We start from the raw sequence: 15,549 nt of genomic DNA on the forward strand, positions 1-15,549 counted from the left end.
GCGAATTAAACTCGCTTTTTCTGCTTTATTTTCGCTGAGGTGTATTTTCAACTCAATTAAGTTCGTACTCATTTCTTTTGATTATTTTATACCGAGCTGAACTTGGTGATTAATTGAATGAACCCGTTTGTGCAGCACATCCATAATGCGCTTGTCGCTCATTGCTCATGTAGGCCCAGTACTGATCGCCAAAGGAGAAGTGCCACCATTCACGTGAGTAATTCACAAAGCCCGCCTCTTCCATCACTGAGATCAACAAGGCACGATTTTGCATGGCTTCTGTCGATAGCCCAGGAGCATCAGTGGCGCATAAAGCTGCGGGAACCTCAGCCCAATCCTTGATTTCCATACCAAAATCGATAACCTTGCCACTAGAGTCTACGATTTCAATGTCGACCGCACCGCCCGAGCTGTGGGGCGGTGTAAGGCCCTCACCAGTCAGCGTTTCTACTGGTGCAACGAGCTGCGCTGCCTTTTGATAACGCTCCGAGAATGAAAGCTGGGGATGAGTAATTTTAACTTGTGCTAACTGCTGAGCAAACAGGGTGCGTTGAAACTCGGGCGAACGATAACCCTCGTAGAGTCTCAAGCGCAATCCTTTCGGTAAGCTTTGCTGGGCAAGGGTAAGCCTAGCCAGCACACCTTGGCGCACAAAGTGATAGTTGTCCCGAGTGGCAGGACACTCAGGTGGCGGACCAAGTTCGATGTGATTGGCAACCGAGACCAACGGCTCTGCGCTGTCCACGATCGGCACCTTAACCACCGGTGGATCGGATATGTCGATATGATACGTCATACTGGGCTTGTGCCTATCATGCGGATTCAATATCACCTAGGCAAACTTCTCTAGGTCAATATTGTATTTCTCCAGCACTTCCTGAAACTGCAGCTTCTTTTGCCCTGCGGCCACTGCCATCACTTTTGCTGTGACGTCTGAGATCTCTCCCTTGGTGATACCCGCTCGTTTGGCCTGTTTTAGATAATAGTTGGTACAAGGTAGGCAATTCATCGCCATGGCGGCTGACAATCCGACGAGTAGCTCTGTCTTGGTATCCAAATGCTCATTGTCGTGTGTTGAGCGATAAAAGTCTCCATACGGCTCTTGATGCTTTCCTAGCATATTTCTTCCCTTAGATAATAAATAACTTAAAACAAGATAAACGAGACAATAAACAGAGACAAGAATAACGTGTTGTTTTTATTGGAAGTAAGTGAACGTGAATCTCATTATTTAATCACCAGCCAACACGCTTTGGCTGGTGATAATCGATGCTAGTTATTCAGAGTTACTCAAGCTCAACCGGCGGTCTAAACGTCATCTCATGCATGACCAAATCAGCGGGTAGGGTCAGGATCTGCGCAATCGCGCTAGCCACGCTCTCAGGCTGCATGTATTGCGGGCGCTCGGCCTCTCTAAAGTTGGTATCGGTGCCACCAGGGAATAAGGAGGTCACCTTGATGCCATGAGGCTGCGCCTCTTTCATCAGTATCGCGCTAAACCCGGCTAAGCCCTGCTTCATCGCGGTATAGATGCTCATGGTCTCATTTGCGCGCTTGGCGACCGTGCTGACCACATTGATAATTTGCCCTTGTTTGCGCGGCTTCATCCGCTTAAGTGCTTCACGGCTGAGCAAAGCTGGCGCACGTAGGTTAATAGCATACTGGTGATCAAACTCCTCAAGCGTAAACTCCTCGATCGCACACTTACGCGAGTTCATGCCCGCATTATTGATCAATACATCAAGCTCACCCACACACTCAATGGCACGGTCAAACAGAGTGATGACTTGCTCGGCATCAGCCAGGTCCGCAACCAAGGTGTGACAGCCCGTTAGCTGTTTTAGCTCATCCAATTTATCTTGATTGCGACCTGTCGCCACCACAGTGTAACCTTGCTCACTCAATAGCTTGGTGAGTGCATAACCAATACCGCTGGTTGCTCCAGTGACTAGTACAGACTTCATAAACTTCCTCAAATAATCATTTTGTTCAGCGTGAGTGACGCTACAGGATTATTAATAACAAAGAAAGGGAAAAGCATCTTAGTGCACCTTTCCTGTGAATTGTGTTGATTTGCATAAGTTAATCACGTCCAGCAAACACCTCGCGCCTCGAAGGACTATGCCCGCGCCTCCCCCTCCCATCCTTGGAACGTCTCTCGTGAGTTTCGGTACGTGGCAGGAAGTGTTAATATTGTCACATTAACCGCTGTATGGACGTGTGAAATCAGTCCGGTCAACTGCGTAGTCGTACGTTTTTGACTCTCGCTGCGATCCCTATCCATGTCCCACCAGCCTAACCATAAAAACAATAGGTAAAATTTTCATATGGTTAATAACACAATCCAATGGTTTCCTGGCCACATGCACAAAGCGCGCAAAGAGATCGAGGAAGCCATCCCACAGGTGGATGTGATCATTGAAGTCCTTGATGCGCGTATTCCATTCAGCAGCGAAAACCCAATGATATCGCAGATCCGTGGCGACAAGCCGGTAGTTAAGGTGCTGAACAAGCGTGACTTGGCTGATCCCGAGTTGACTGACCTTTGGATTGCACATTTTGAGAAAGAGCAAGGAGTGAAAGCGATGGCAATCACCACCTCTAATACTCAAGAAGTACACAAAATCATGGATTTGTGTCGCAAGCTTGCACCGCACCGTGAAGAGATTGGTAAAAACATCCGCACTATGATCATGGGCATTCCCAATGTGGGCAAATCAACCATCATCAATACGCTTGCTGGACGTACTATCGCAGTCACAGGCAACCAACCCGCGGTAACTCGTCGTCAGCAACGTATTAATCTACAAAACGGCATTGTGTTGTCTGATACTCCAGGGATTCTGTGGCCAAAAGTTGAAAACCCGCACAGTGGCTTCCGTCTTGCGGCTACTGGAGCGGTTAAAGATACGGCGATGGAATATGAAGACGTGGCATTTTACACCGTCGAGTACTTGGCGCAGGCCTATCCAGAACGTCTGAAACAGCGATATGAAATCGAAGAGATGCCAGAATCTGATCTCGAGATCATGGAAGAGATCGGACGCCGCCGCGGTGCACTGCAATCTGGTGGTCGCGTTAATCTGCACAAAGCCTCTGAAATCTTACTGCACGAACTGCGCAATGGCACCTTAGGTCAGTTAACCCTTGAGCTTCCAGAAATGATCACCCAAGAGTTGATTGAGGTTGAGATTGAAGCGGCTCGTAAGGCTGAAGAAAAAGCTAAGAAGAAAGAAGAGCGCCGCAAGCGCTACTTGAAAAACAAGCGCTAAGCCTGATAACTTCGGCAGTGTCATTTTTCTCCGACACTGCCTATTCCTTAACTTCCATTCATCTGTTCGCCAACAAGCTTCACTACACTTTACTTGCCAAAGGCCACGACACACATCGTGTATCACCATCCCAACAAGACTGATAACTACCACACCCCTGATACCACTGCTATGCTGATTGCAACGAGATAAATCATAAAGTAAGCAGAATAGATGAAGAAAAAGCCGACCCTTAAACGAGCCAGTGTTGTCTCTACACAAACCATCACACCCAACATGCAACGCGTTGTCCTACAAAGCGACGATTTCGCAAAATTTCCCCATGACTGTGGGGGTGACTATGTCAAGCTAGTGTTTACTCCTGATGGGGGTACTGATCTTACCGACCTTGCTGATGCCTCTCGTCCAGTCATGCGCACCTATACTATCCGGCAATTTGATCCACAAGCTAACACGATAGAGATTGATTTTGTCCGTCATATTACCCAAGACCCAAGCTGTGGCTTTGCTGCCCGCTGGGCCATGCAGGTCTCGGTCAATGACACTATCTCCATCGCCGGGCCAGGATCTATCGCGCCCATGAACCTCACCGCAAGTTGGTATTTTATGGTGGCAGACATGACCTCTTTACCCGCCTTGACTGCCAAGACCAAGAGCCTTCCTCAACATGCCCAAGGTTATGCAGTGATAAAAGTCACAAGCAAAGAAGACGTCCAAGCACTGGAACTACCCAAATCAATGCAAGTCATTTGGGTAGTTGGTGATGACTCGATTGAGGAACAGGTACGTAAACTGGAATGGCTATCAGGCGATGTGTTTGTTTGGTGCGCGTCTGAGTTTGATACCATGAGGGCAATGCGTCAGTATTTTAGAAACGAAAAAAACGTTGATCGTGAATCGATTTATATCAGCAGTTATTGGAAACATGGCGTGACGGAAGATGGGCATAAGGTCTTGAAAAAACAAGATGCTGAGCAAGAATCTGATTGAATTAGATAAACGAGCGCATCAGCGGTGAAGTGATTGTACGCTGATACGCTCAGAGAAGATGGAGGCTACTTAGTCTGGCCTGCAATGGTGAGCAAAACCGACTCCAGTTGATCCCATGGCATCAATTGACTATCGATCACCTCAATGCGCGACTCGAAGCCTTCAAGTGAGAGATCGTTTACCGACAACACACCGTTGGCCTTATTAAAGGCATAACATCCTTGCTCGGTATTCATTACGCCTTTAACTCGCTCAGCTTGCAGGTCACTGAGCATCGAGAAAAGATCATCAAAGCCAAACACAACCTCAGCGCCAAATAACCAACCACAAGAAAAGTAGCCTTGCCCTTTGTTCTCTTTACGGGTGTGAGTCTTATCCGGCGGCAACTGAAATTGGGGTTCATCCATGGCATGGTGATGATGGTGGGTTTCGATACTCAGTGACTCAACTGGCTTGATAAAAGTATCCAACCACGTTGGGTCTATTTCGCCTTGCGAGGTATGAATAATAGGCGTTTCGATACCCTCTCTAGCTAGCCATACTTCCATCGCGTCAATATCAAGCTCACTCGCCAGTTCGCTTTTATTTGCGACAACCACATCGGCAACCGCTAGCTGCTGCTGAAAGTTCTGATTTCCAGTATATTTATTGTCGATAAAATAACGAGCATCGGTCAGTGTCATGGTCGAGCGCAATTCAATATACGCTTGATATTGCTCAGATGTCAGGGTTGCCATGACCTCTTTTGGGTGACCAAGGCCGGTGGGTTCGATGATCAGTCGATCCGGATTTTGACGCAGAAGCGCGGTAATCGCGACACTCAGCGGCACTCCTGCGGTGCAGCACATACAGCCACCAGGCACCTCTTTTATTAGAGCACCAGAATCTGACAGGATCGCGCCATCAATGCCGATCTCACCAAACTCATTAACGAGCACGGCCCAATTTTCTTCTGCTGGTTTATTTTTTAGGAGGCTAAGGATGGTGGTGGTTTTTCCTGTCCCTAAAAAGCCGGTGATAATGTTGGTTGGTACTCTTGAAGACATAATCTCGAACTCCCTCTTTGTCATGTCCGTCATCTTATACTTGAGGGGGAGTAAATAACAGATAAGCAGAAACAAAAAAAGCGAACCCAGTTGAGCACTAAGTTCGCCTTTTCGCTCACGAGATGTGATGATTCAACTAAGCCTGTTGACTCATCATGATCAGTGATTTACCCATTAGCCATTCAATCCTTTCAGCGCTTTCTGAGCCAAACTCCGTCTCTGCCAAACGATACACTCGCTCCACACCATTGTTAGCAAAATCAGACGCGCTGTCTGTTGCCACAATATGATGAAAAAGTAGACGCAAAATAGCGACAAACTCTTCACTATTTTCTAGTGCAGCAATCCAACTTGCCGTGAAGCCTTCAATCCCTTTTTCGGTATCGAGATGCGAAACAAACATTTTGAAGATACGCCCATCCATAGCGGCGGCGAAGTCGGTCTTTTTCGGGAAATGATGAGATATGCCCGTACGTGAAATACCAGTCTGCTGACTCAAGGTTGTGTATGACATTTTGTCATAGCCCAGCGTCAGTAGTTGATCGACTACCGCATCCATTATTGTTTGAATCGTTATTTCAGTGTCTTCTTTAGTCCGTTTTGGCATTGGTTCGCCTCATTGTTTGTAAGCCCCTAACACCCTCTCAACCTATCCATCTTTGTGGATTCTTTGGTTCATTAATGAGAAATCCAAGAAAATAATTTCGAAATTACATAAATTAATTTCTACCAACTGCGTAATGGGCGTGAATGATGAAACATCTGAAGTTGTAACACAATGAAAATTCGGACCTTTTAACGTTTTACCATCCGCCAAACTGTATATTTTTGAATACAGATCACGCTTTTGAGCCATTTCCTTTGCTTAACGGCAGATTTTTATGTCCGAGTTATTACTCTGAATCGCTTCAAATATTTTGATAATTTTTATAACTTGAGTTCAATTTTGTAGCCTTCGCTGTCTTGAATGAGTAAGATAGGACCAAACAATAAATTCACCTTTAGGAGAAGTAATCATGAACAATAATGAAGTCGAAGCTCAAGTATGTGAAGCGTGTGGTTGTGCAGGCGAAATGGGTTTCATCATCAAGGAAGGTGATGATGTTGCTGAGGTATCGATCTTCGCACCAAGTGAAGCAGCCCTTGAAACAGAGCTTGCGAAGTACGTGGCGCTGGCAAAGCAAGTTAACGAAAACGTCAAATACGAAAGCGCCCTAGCGGAAGGCTCAAGTACTGAGCTATCTGCTCGTTTCCAGTTTGAAGTCAGCGCAGAAAAGCTGATCTTTGAACTTAAGACGCGCGCACTAAGCCGCTAATCCGATTCGGGCTTAAGCGTTTCGGCTTAAGCCCACTCTTCGCATGCAGCCTGTCCCTATGAAACGATTTTTATCGTTCGTTTGCCTGACGACCAGCCTAAGTCTCAGTGCAGAGCCACTCGGCTATTACCAAATGCTCAACCACCTTGACAGTTACGGCAACCTTGATCTTAGAAACAAACCCTACACTCGATTGCAAGACGGTCTGGAGGTAAAACGAAACCTACTGATTGCTCGTTCACCCATTAAGGCACTACCAAGAGGGCTGCGCGTCGAAGGCAGCCTTGATGCGTCAAACAGTCAGCTACGTAACGTTCCTGCTGGGATCTATATTCGCGGCTTCGCTAATCTAATGGGCGCGCCAATTGAGTATTGGCCAGCCGGAGTCAACTTGGGTGGTTATCTAAACCTGACTGACACTGCGGTAAGAGTTCTTCCCGAGGCCTTGCATGTTCGTGGCGATCTGAGTGTCATTCGCGCGCCAATCAGCCAACTGCCTGAGGGTTTGCTTATCGAAGGAAACTTGTATATCGGTGGTTCAAACATTACCAGCTTACCGAGTCGGATACACATCGACGGTAATCTATTTTTGGGCGGAAATACCATCAGCCAGTGGCCTGAGGAATTCGAGTTAGGTGGGGTCGTTGTACGTTAACACTGAAGCTAAACTAGATACGTTAACACGCGTAAATTAACCCATAGTGATGCGAGTGAAATAGCACACCGCGATAGCAATATCACTGCGATGCGCCTTCGCTAACAAAACCCACCAGGCTATCAAGCGGGTTTATTATTCACTGGGTTTGCGTAGCTTGCCACCAAATAAGGCTGTGCCTCATGAGGCAGTTGCTTGAGCTTGTCGCGCATAGTTTGCTTAACGCAGAATTCCACCGATTCATCACCGGCAGCCAGTTGATTAATTGGAAATAGCTTATAGTGGTCATGGATCTGGCGATCTATCTCATTCGCTAGTTGCTCAGGCGTTTCAAAGCCCTCCTTAATCACATCACCAAAGGCGACATGTACACGACCTTTGCTGCCAATAATTCCCTGAATGATACTCTCGATATCCTCAAACTCGCCCTTCTCGTACTCGCCATGTGTCGCCTTAGCATGTAATTCTAGTGCCTTAGCCACATCACAAGGGTCATTCTCGTAAGAGATAGACACAGGCACAATCTTGAGCGATTGAATGTAGTCACCAAAGGCGATTTTTTGTTTACGCCCTTCGACGTGAAACATTTTTAGGATCGCAGGATCGGTATAATCATTACCATCTTTTGCTCGGCCTTCACGCTGCGCAATCCAGATAGAATTACCCGTATCGAGCGAGTGCTTAATGTACGCCGATAAGGTGCCGAGTGCCTTCATCATTTCCCGTGGCGCCTTGATCGAACGTTTAACGATAAAGCTTTTATTAAGGCGCATGAGCTCGGTCGCACAAGGCTTCTTCAACAAGTTATCCCCTATCGCGATTCGCATCGTACGATGTCCCTGCTGATGAAGGCCATAGTTCACCAAGGCAGGATCCATCGCAATATCGCGATGATTAGAGACAAACAAGTAAGACGTGTTCGAATCAAGCTTATCAAGACCGCTGTAAGTCACGCCATTTGTGGTCTGCTCTAAAGCACGGTCGAGGTACTTTTTCACCTCTTGCTGGATGGCCTCAACGCTAGTTAGCTTTGCCCACTTTAGCTTTAGATACGCTTTAACCACGGGCATGAGCAAGGCTCGTAACCAAACGGGTTTCTCTGCAAATCGATGGTCAACGATCGCATGAATAAACTCTTCATCATCGATTAGCCGCTGGATAGCAGCAGGGATTTCATCATCGTTATAAGGGCGAATATCAAAATAAGGGTCTGTCTTGTCAGTCATAATCTGTAATACGTCACTGTAAATTCACGATTATTCTACGCTGCCTATCGCCTGAGCACAGCACCTGATAGGGCATAATCACCATGGTCAGACCACAAACCAGTAATCAATTTGAGCTGATTTACTGTGCTTTTTTCGTAATTAACGCAAAACGTCGGCGCGGTCGTACCCTTGGGTATACAAAATTTCGAATTGGTTTAAACTACCCGTCCAACTAAGTTACACGGTTTTTTCTATGAACTTCGCAATCGAACACAAACGGCTCAATTCTCCTTTTCTCCAGGTTACTGGCCGACGCAACAGCCTGAAACACAAATTGATCTTTGTCGAGGCAGGGTTGATGTTGGTGCGTCTAGGTAAACTTGAGTACGCGATCGAGCCGGGTCAATTGTTTTGGTTGCCGTTCGATTGCCTGTGTGCCACAACCCAACTTCCAAATAGTGTGGTTCATGAGATCAGTATTTCGGTGCGAATTAACGCCAAGTTCACCAAACAAGCGGGCTATATCGCAGATGTGCCACTTTTGCTCAGTTTGATAGACAAGCTCTCTTCGGCCTCAGCCAACCAAGAACATACCGATGCACTGCTTAAGGTTGTGAAGTTTGAGTGCATGACACTTAAACCGGAACTGACCCTCTCCCCCCTATCAGAGACTATCTCACAATGGGCACCGAATAAGCCATTGACTGAGAAAGAGATCCATCTTGGTTTATTGGTACGAGAAGCGCGGAAAATGAAGCTCTCTGGACGCAAAGATGACGATATTGCGAACCAGCTATTTGCTGGTCAAGTCGAGCAATTCCACGCGCTTTATCATACTCTTGTCGCACAAGACTAATTTTTATTTAGGGGAGAAAGCCCTCTTCCTTAAAACAGTCAACCAAATCCAACAATACTAGGTCAGCCAGCTTTTCAGGCTGGCTGCGCTGGGCCGGTGCAATACCCAAGTTTTGTGCAGCGTAATTTTCAAACATCTTCCAATGTGCTAGTAGCCTCTCATTGATATCAAGCTTGTCTGGCCAGATCTCTGCCATAAACGGACGTAATGACGCGGCACCATGTGCGTAAAGCAACATCTGCCACTTAAACTCATGAATATTGATTGGACGCTGAGGAAATTCACGATTGTGCTTCTCGGCTAACTCAATAAAAAACACCTGCATCTGGTCCGAAGTGCTAATAAAATAATCCACCAGTTCATCGGTTTGCTGGCGAACGGCATCAGCGATTAACTGAATTGGGGCTGGTTGAACCAGCATCAGAGCAACCATACGAATCGAAAATTGATACATAAATTCATTGAGTGCCAATTTATCGCCAAGTTGCTCGATCAGTGCATCGCGATAACGCTCCATATACTCGTGAAAATAGTCGCTTATGCTCTGCCATATTTTCTCTTTGCTACCGAAATGATGACGGATCAAGCTGTGTGAAACCCCCGCTTTCTCACTGATATTACGCAACGAAACCTTGTCATACCCATGCTCACAGAACAACAACGCCGCGACATACATAATGCGGCGCTTGGTGTTCTCCGCATCCTGCGCACTTCTACGACCCTGTTTTCTCTCAGCTATTTCACTCATTTGTGTCACTCAATCTGTTGTTACACGTCAATTGTAATCATAAACCACAACAAAATTCATCATTTTTATTATCCAGGTGGAAAATAAGCGTTGATCAATCACAGTATTTGAATATACTGCCCACATGTATAGCAATTAATTATCCACTTGTGCAATAAGAGATAGAGAATGAGCCAATCCAACGCCCTTTCCACTAGGTCGAACAATAAATGGTGGAAGAACAAGCCAGTCGCTGCAGCACTCAGCGCAGCCCTATTGACTGCGCTTTTGTCCGGCTGTGATAACGCAGTCTCCAGCGAAGTACACAACCCGATCACCCCGGTTAAGCTGATCGAGGTGCCGGATCTTTCCGCTACACCCGAGGATCGTTTTGTTGCCAAGATAGAAGCCACCGATCGCGCACTGCTGTCGTTTCAAGTAGGCGGCCAAATTGAGGCTATTCATGTCAATATGGGTGACTATGTCGTTAGGGGACAGGAGATTGCTCGCTTGGAAAGCAGCGACTACCAATTTGCCCATGACGCTCGTGCGGCCGAATATCAACTGGCAAAAACTCAATATGAGCGCTCTAAAACCTTAGTTGAGCGTAAGTTAGTCAGTGCCGATGCCTTTGAACAGGCCGAGACTGCTTATAAAGCGGCGCGTATTGCCTTAAATAAAGCCTCAATTGACCTTGAGCAGACGCGAATCGTTGCACCTTTCACTGGGTTGATCTCCATGTCACATGTTAAGCCGCATCAAATTGTTGGGGCTAACCAAGCGATTCTGACCTTGCTTGATACCAACAAGATGGACGTTAAATTTTCACTGCCGGTAAGCTATGTCGAGCGACACGGATTCGCACACCTGCCACAAGCTGAGCTTTCAGTAACCATGGATACGCACCGAGATACGCGCATCGTAGCCAGCTTTAAAGAGATTTCGACCCGCCCAGATGTCGACACTAATAGCTATACCGCGCGTGTAACGATCAAAACGCCGCCCTCGATGAATTTGCTTACCGATATGACCGGTGAGGTTAATGTGCCAAGCCCAGAGCCTGTCCGACACTACCAAATCGCTGAAACGGCTTGGATTTCAAAAGATGCACATGCAGGTTTAGTCTGGCGTTTTGATCCACATACTCAGACCATTCAACAGGTTGAAGTCACTATGGATGCCGCTGGCAATGTTGTATCGGGCCTGTCACAGGGGGACCTTATCGTCCAAGCGGGAACTCACAAGCTGGTTGAAGGACAGACCGTTCGACCATGGACTCAAGAAGGTGGGATCTAATGCACCTATTTAAACTTACTGCCCTATCTGCGGCACTGGCAAGTATCGCTTTATCTGGCTGCTCTCCTGTGGTTGAGCATCGCGAAAAACCAACTCAGAGCATCGAAACCATCAGCATGGACGCCACAATCGAAGGTCAGGAGCGGATTTTTACCGGCCAAGTGGTGCCGGCAGAGCTTACACCGCTTGCTTTCTTACGCCATGGTGAAATCAAAAAAATTGCCGTGTCTGAAGGACAATTAGTTAAGCAGGGGCAAGTTATCGCGACTCTTGATGATGATACGGCGCAAGAGCAACTGGCTGATGCGAATGCACGCATGCAACTTGCCGCACGTCAGCTTAGCCGTGGGCGTGAGCTCAAGCAAAGCAACATGGTCTCTGAGGCCGAGTTCGATGAGTTGTCGGCGAACTACAAGCTCGCACTTGCCAACCTCAATCTCGCCAAAAATCAGGTTAATTATACCAAGCTGCGTGCTCCATTCGATGGCATGGTCTCTGAAGTGTTCAAGCAAGATTTTGAACAGGTCAATATCGGCGAGCCGGTCATTAGCCTCTATGATCCGACTTTGGTGTATGTCGAAATTACGATTCCAGATGCGATCCTAGCGCGCACGCAAACCGGCACTGCCAAGAGCAGCACCTATCGACCTGATGCACAATTTGCTGGCGATTCGGCAACTTATCAGCTGAGCTACCTTGAGCATACCAGTGAACTGCACAGCTCGAGCCAGAGCTATCAGATGTGGCTAACCATGCCGCAGCCAGAGAAAACCATTGTACCGGGCACCAGCGTGTCAATTGCAGTCGATTTGAACCAAGCAGGTTTGGATTACTCGAGCGGATTTTCGGTACCTATGACGGCCATCGATGCTGACCAACATAGTTTCTATGTCTGGCGTGTTGAGGATAGTGCAGTTTTCCGCACACCAGTCCAAGTTGATCGCATCGATCACAAAGGGGCGATTATTACCCAAGGCCTCAACCTGGGCGATACCATCGCCAACTCAAATCTACGCAAATTGCGTGAAGGTATGATCATTATAGGAGCACAGCAGTGAACATCGCTGAGTATTCAATCAAAAACCGCGTGATCAGCTGGGTGTTCTTAGTCATCCTCGCTATTGGTGGCGTCAGTTCGTTTAGCCAACTGGGTCGCTTGGAAGACCCAGCGTTCACCCTAAAAGATGCGATGGTGATCGCAAGCTATCCTGGCGCGACTGCACAAGAAGTTGAGGAAGAGCTTACCTACCCGCTGGAAAAAGAGATCCGTCGCCTGCCCTATGTCGATAAGATCAGTTCAACCTCCTCGAACGGCATGACTCAGATCATGGTCAGCATGGGCATGGAGTATGGCCCAGATGAACTTCCACAAATCTGGGATGAAATGCGACGTAAAATCAATGATATTCAACCTACCCTGCCAAGTGGCGTCGCGGGCGTAAATATCATTGATGACTTTGGTGATGTATTCGGCATCATGCTGATGGTCACAGGAGATGGCTATGATTATGTGGAACTTAAACGCTACGTTGATTACCTTCGCCGCGAAATTGAACTTGTCGATGGTATTGGCAAAGTATCGATTGCTGGCGATCAGCAGGAGCAGCTATTTGTGGAGATCTCACTCGAGCGTCTCGCTGCGGTGAACCTCGATATGAACACAGTTGTAGGTCTTTTGAACCAACAAAGTGGCGTTAATTCTGCGGGTAAGGTGATGATCAATGGTCAGTCTCTCACTATTCGCCCAAGTGGCAACCTCAGCTCAGTTGAGGAGCTTGAGAATCTGATTATTCATGGCCGTGATACCGGGCAACTGATCCGCCTTAAGGATGTGGCCGATGTCAGTCGTGGCGTACAAGAGATCCCGACTAACGTTATCGCATTCAATGGCAAGCCTGCTATCAACGTTGGTATTTCGTTTAGTGACGGTGTCAACGTGGTTAAGGTCGGCCAAGCGCTTGAGCAAGAGCTGAACATGCTCGAGAATATCAAGCCAGCTGGTATTGAACTGCACTATCTGTACAACCAGTCTGCTGAGGTTGATGAGTCAGTCAAATCCTTTATTGTCAGCTTGGCACAGGCCGTTGGTATCGTGATTATCGTCCTACTGTTTGCCATGGGGCTGCGCAGTGGTCTTATCATTGGTGCGGTCCTTCTGCTCACCGTGTTCGGCACCTTTATCTTGATGAATTATAACGACATCGAGCTACACCGTATTTCTCTTGGTGCCTTGATCATTGCGCTGGGGATGCTGGTCGATAATGCGATCGTTGTCGTTGAAGGCATCTTGGTCGGGATGAAGAAAGGTCGAACCAAGCTTCAAGCCGCAACCGATATTGTCAAACAAACCCAATGGCCACTGCTTGGTGCCACCATTATCGCTATCACGGCATTTGCGCCGATAGGTCTATCAGAAGACGCCACCGGTGAGTTTATGGGCTCACTGTTCTGGGTGCTGTGCTACTCGCTATTCTTGAGCTGGGTCACCGCCCTGACTTTGACGCCTTTCCTTGCTGATTTGCTGCTCAAAGAAGAAGATAAGATCGTCGACTCTGAGGAAGATCCTTATAAAGGCATGCTCTTTGTCATCTTTGGTGGATTACTCAAGTTTGCGCTTAAATTCCGCTGGTTAACCATGACATCCATGGTAGTGATGCTTGCGCTGGCTATCGTTGGCTTTGGTAACGTTAAGCAGTCTTTCTTCCCTGCATCAAACACACCGATGTTCTACTTGGACATGTGGATGCCTGAGGGCACCGACATTCGCGAGACACAAAAGCAAGCAAAACAAGTTGAGAGCTTTATTCTCGAGCAAGATAGCGTTGAGTTTGTCACCACCACAGTAGGTCAAGGCTTGCAGCGCTTTATGCTGACCTATCAGCCAGAGAAAAGCTACCAAGCCTATGCGCAGTTTGCGATTCGCAGTGAAACCCGAGAGCAGATGTTTGAGATGCTGGAAAACTTTGACCAACAGTTGGCATCCGAGTTTTCAACACCGACCTTTATCTACAAGCTGATGGAGTTTGGCCCTGCCCCTGCATCGAAGATTGAGGCACGTATCACCGGGCCAAATCCAGAAGTGCTGCGTGATATCGCGCGTCGTGTTGAGGATATCTTTAATCAAGACCCTGGTTCACGCAATGTTCGCCATGACTGGCGCGAGCGCACCAAAGAGTTGGTGCCACTGTTTAATGAATCAAAGGCTCGCCGCCTTGGTATTTCTAAACAGGATCTGTCGGGCACACTGCAAATGGCCTTTGGCGGTAATACCATCGGTGTTGTCCGTGATGGCACGCACTCGCTTCCGGTGATTGTTCGTCTACCAGAAGAAGAGCGGATTGACTTTAGTTCGTTGAATAACCTCAATATCTGGAGTCCATCATTACAAACCTACATCCCGATTGAACAGGTGATTGATGGCGTTACTCTTGATTGGCAAGACCCGCTTATCCAGCGTCGCGACCGTAAACGAACCCTAACCGTTCTCGCTGACCATGACTTTTTAGGCAATGAAACCGCAGCCAGCTTGTTTGATCGCCTGCGTCCTGCAGTCGAGGCACTTGAACTCCCGGAAGGCTACAGCCTTGAATGGGGCGGCGAGTATGAGTCAACGGTTGAAGCACAAGAGGCGATGTTTAAATCACTGCCAATGGGCTATCTGTTTATGTTTATCATCACCATCTTCTTGTTCAACTCGATCAAAAAGCCATTGGTGATCTGGGCCACGGTTCCCCTGTCGATTATCGGTGTGGCGATTGGCCTGCTGGCGACCAACATGCCATTCAGCTTCACGGCGCTGCTCGGCCTACTGAGTCTAAGCGGCATGATCTTGAAAAACGGCATCGTGCTCCTTGACCAAATCAACATCGAAATTGATAGCGGCAAGGACTCTTACACCGCCATCTACGACAGTGCTATAAGCCGCGTGCGACCAGTAAGCATGGCCGCCCTAACCACGATCCTCGGCCTGATCCCACTGGTATTCGATGCCTTCTTCGGCTCAATGGCGATCACCATCATGGCAGGTCTGGGCTTTGCAACTGTACTGACCCTGATTGTGGTACCTGTGCTGTTCGCGATCTTTCATCGTGTTAAGCCTATAGATGCTTAATCAAAATACCCGGAGCTTTAATAGCCCGGGTACTTTTCCTATCGCGAAGAGGCGAGAAGCGAGACCGCTTCG

15 protein-coding genes are annotated in these 15,549 nt (G+C 47.6%); 8 read left to right on the forward strand and 7 right to left on the reverse strand.

Features of this window, described 5'->3' with window-relative positions; genetic code table 11:
- Window positions 1-109: 109 nt before the first annotated feature.
- The 3 genes from ACZ5R2_RS11510 to ACZ5R2_RS11520 form a co-directional block, all read right to left on the reverse strand.
- Window positions 110-796, reverse strand: a complete 687-nt coding sequence (locus tag ACZ5R2_RS11510; protein WP_464899517.1) for a M15 family metallopeptidase — start codon at window positions 794-796, stop codon at window positions 110-112.
- 36 nt (window positions 797-832) lie between these two features.
- The gene (locus tag ACZ5R2_RS11515; protein WP_464899518.1) at window positions 833-1,120 is read right to left on the reverse strand and encodes a carboxymuconolactone decarboxylase family protein; all 288 of its coding nucleotides are present in this window, start codon (window positions 1,118-1,120) and stop codon (window positions 833-835) included.
- A gap of 166 nt (window positions 1,121-1,286) precedes the next feature.
- Window positions 1,287-1,964, reverse strand: coding sequence for an SDR family oxidoreductase (locus tag ACZ5R2_RS11520; protein WP_464899519.1), 678 nt, complete (start codon window positions 1,962-1,964; stop codon window positions 1,287-1,289).
- A 363-nt stretch (window positions 1,965-2,327) separates the two neighbouring features.
- Between ACZ5R2_RS11520 and ylqF the strand changes: the two genes are divergently transcribed.
- Together ylqF and ACZ5R2_RS11530 are read left to right on the forward strand one after the other, a co-directional pair.
- Window positions 2,328-3,272: a ribosome biogenesis GTPase YlqF gene (ylqF, locus tag ACZ5R2_RS11525; protein WP_464899520.1), complete on the forward strand. Its 945-nt coding sequence runs from the start codon at window positions 2,328-2,330 to the stop codon at window positions 3,270-3,272.
- A 213-nt stretch (window positions 3,273-3,485) separates the two neighbouring features.
- Complete coding sequence (locus ACZ5R2_RS11530) at window positions 3,486-4,262, forward strand: siderophore-interacting protein (RefSeq protein WP_464899521.1); 777 nt, start codon at window positions 3,486-3,488, stop codon at window positions 4,260-4,262.
- A gap of 65 nt (window positions 4,263-4,327) precedes the next feature.
- Here the strand turns inward: ACZ5R2_RS11530 and ACZ5R2_RS11535 are convergent, their stop codons facing one another.
- On the reverse strand, window positions 4,328-5,308 hold the full coding sequence (locus ACZ5R2_RS11535) for a CobW family GTP-binding protein (RefSeq protein ID WP_464899522.1): 981 nt from the start codon (window positions 5,306-5,308) through the stop codon (window positions 4,328-4,330).
- Between the two features lie 136 nt (window positions 5,309-5,444).
- Entirely contained in the window at window positions 5,445-5,915 is a 471-nt protein-coding gene (locus ACZ5R2_RS11540) for a TetR/AcrR family transcriptional regulator (RefSeq protein WP_464899523.1), read from the reverse strand.
- 409 nt (window positions 5,916-6,324) lie between these two features.
- Here ACZ5R2_RS11540 and ACZ5R2_RS11545 point away from each other — a divergent pair, with 409 nt between their 5' ends.
- Both ACZ5R2_RS11545 and ACZ5R2_RS11550 read left to right on the forward strand, forming a co-directional pair.
- Entirely contained in the window at window positions 6,325-6,624 is a 300-nt protein-coding gene (locus ACZ5R2_RS11545) for a YfcZ/YiiS family protein (protein ID WP_464899524.1), read from the forward strand.
- Between the two features lie 58 nt (window positions 6,625-6,682).
- Entirely contained in the window at window positions 6,683-7,279 is a 597-nt protein-coding gene (locus ACZ5R2_RS11550) for a hypothetical protein (RefSeq protein ID WP_464899525.1), read from the forward strand.
- Between the two features lie 122 nt (window positions 7,280-7,401).
- Here ACZ5R2_RS11550 and ACZ5R2_RS11555 read toward each other — a convergent pair whose 3' ends face one another.
- Window positions 7,402-8,505, reverse strand: coding sequence for a 1-acyl-sn-glycerol-3-phosphate acyltransferase (locus tag ACZ5R2_RS11555; protein WP_464899526.1), 1,104 nt, complete (start codon window positions 8,503-8,505; stop codon window positions 7,402-7,404).
- Between the two features lie 235 nt (window positions 8,506-8,740).
- On the opposite strand from ACZ5R2_RS11555, the gene ACZ5R2_RS11560 reads away from it, so the two are divergent.
- Window positions 8,741-9,343: an AraC family transcriptional regulator gene (locus ACZ5R2_RS11560; protein WP_464899527.1), complete on the forward strand. Its 603-nt coding sequence runs from the start codon at window positions 8,741-8,743 to the stop codon at window positions 9,341-9,343.
- A gap of 7 nt (window positions 9,344-9,350) precedes the next feature.
- Here the strand turns inward: ACZ5R2_RS11560 and ACZ5R2_RS11565 are convergent, their stop codons facing one another.
- Window positions 9,351-10,082 (reverse strand): TetR/AcrR family transcriptional regulator, encoded by a 732-nt coding sequence (locus tag ACZ5R2_RS11565; RefSeq protein ID WP_464902361.1) that lies wholly within the window; start codon window positions 10,080-10,082, stop codon window positions 9,351-9,353.
- Between the two features lie 177 nt (window positions 10,083-10,259).
- On the opposite strand from ACZ5R2_RS11565, the gene ACZ5R2_RS11570 reads away from it, so the two are divergent.
- From ACZ5R2_RS11570 to ACZ5R2_RS11580, 3 genes are read left to right on the forward strand one after another with little or no spacing between them, the layout of a single operon-like run.
- A complete protein-coding gene (locus ACZ5R2_RS11570) occupies window positions 10,260-11,366 on the forward strand; it encodes an efflux RND transporter periplasmic adaptor subunit (RefSeq protein WP_464899528.1) in 1,107 nt (368 codons plus the stop codon).
- Window positions 11,366-12,424 (forward strand): efflux RND transporter periplasmic adaptor subunit, encoded by a 1,059-nt coding sequence (locus ACZ5R2_RS11575; RefSeq protein WP_464899529.1) that lies wholly within the window; start codon window positions 11,366-11,368, stop codon window positions 12,422-12,424. Before ACZ5R2_RS11570 ends, ACZ5R2_RS11575 begins: the two co-directional genes overlap by 1 nt.
- A complete protein-coding gene (locus ACZ5R2_RS11580; RefSeq protein ID WP_464899530.1) occupies window positions 12,421-15,477 on the forward strand; it encodes an efflux RND transporter permease subunit in 3,057 nt (1,018 codons plus the stop codon). Before ACZ5R2_RS11575 ends, ACZ5R2_RS11580 begins: the two co-directional genes overlap by 4 nt.
- Window positions 15,478-15,549 lie beyond the last annotated feature (72 nt).

Source organism: Vibrio sabulosilitoris (assembly GCF_055391395.1).

Bases quoted from the DNA above. Each gene is read 5' to 3' on its own strand.
- ACZ5R2_RS11570 (WP_464899528.1), top strand. From the start codon at position 10,260: ATGAGCCAATCCAACGCCCTTTCCACTAGGTCGAACAATAAATGGTGG.
- ACZ5R2_RS11560 (WP_464899527.1), top strand. From the start codon at position 8,741: ATGAACTTCGCAATCGAACACAAACGGCTCAATTCTCCTTTTCTCCAG.
- ylqF (WP_464899520.1), top strand. From the start codon at position 2,328: ATGGTTAATAACACAATCCAATGGTTTCCTGGCCACATGCACAAAGCG.
- ACZ5R2_RS11510 (WP_464899517.1), bottom strand. From the start codon at position 796: ATGACGTATCATATCGACATATCCGATCCACCGGTGGTTAAGGTGCCG.
- ACZ5R2_RS11530 (WP_464899521.1), top strand. From the start codon at position 3,486: ATGAAGAAAAAGCCGACCCTTAAACGAGCCAGTGTTGTCTCTACACAA.
- ACZ5R2_RS11575 (WP_464899529.1), top strand. From the start codon at position 11,366: ATGCACCTATTTAAACTTACTGCCCTATCTGCGGCACTGGCAAGTATC.
- ACZ5R2_RS11540 (WP_464899523.1), bottom strand. From the start codon at position 5,915: ATGCCAAAACGGACTAAAGAAGACACTGAAATAACGATTCAAACAATA.
- ACZ5R2_RS11550 (WP_464899525.1), top strand. From the start codon at position 6,683: ATGAAACGATTTTTATCGTTCGTTTGCCTGACGACCAGCCTAAGTCTC.
- ACZ5R2_RS11545 (WP_464899524.1), top strand. From the start codon at position 6,325: ATGAACAATAATGAAGTCGAAGCTCAAGTATGTGAAGCGTGTGGTTGT.
- ACZ5R2_RS11520 (WP_464899519.1), bottom strand. From the start codon at position 1,964: ATGAAGTCTGTACTAGTCACTGGAGCAACCAGCGGTATTGGTTATGCA.
- ACZ5R2_RS11515 (WP_464899518.1), bottom strand. From the start codon at position 1,120: ATGCTAGGAAAGCATCAAGAGCCGTATGGAGACTTTTATCGCTCAACA.
- ACZ5R2_RS11555 (WP_464899526.1), bottom strand. From the start codon at position 8,505: ATGACTGACAAGACAGACCCTTATTTTGATATTCGCCCTTATAACGAT.
- ACZ5R2_RS11535 (WP_464899522.1), bottom strand. From the start codon at position 5,308: ATGTCTTCAAGAGTACCAACCAACATTATCACCGGCTTTTTAGGGACA.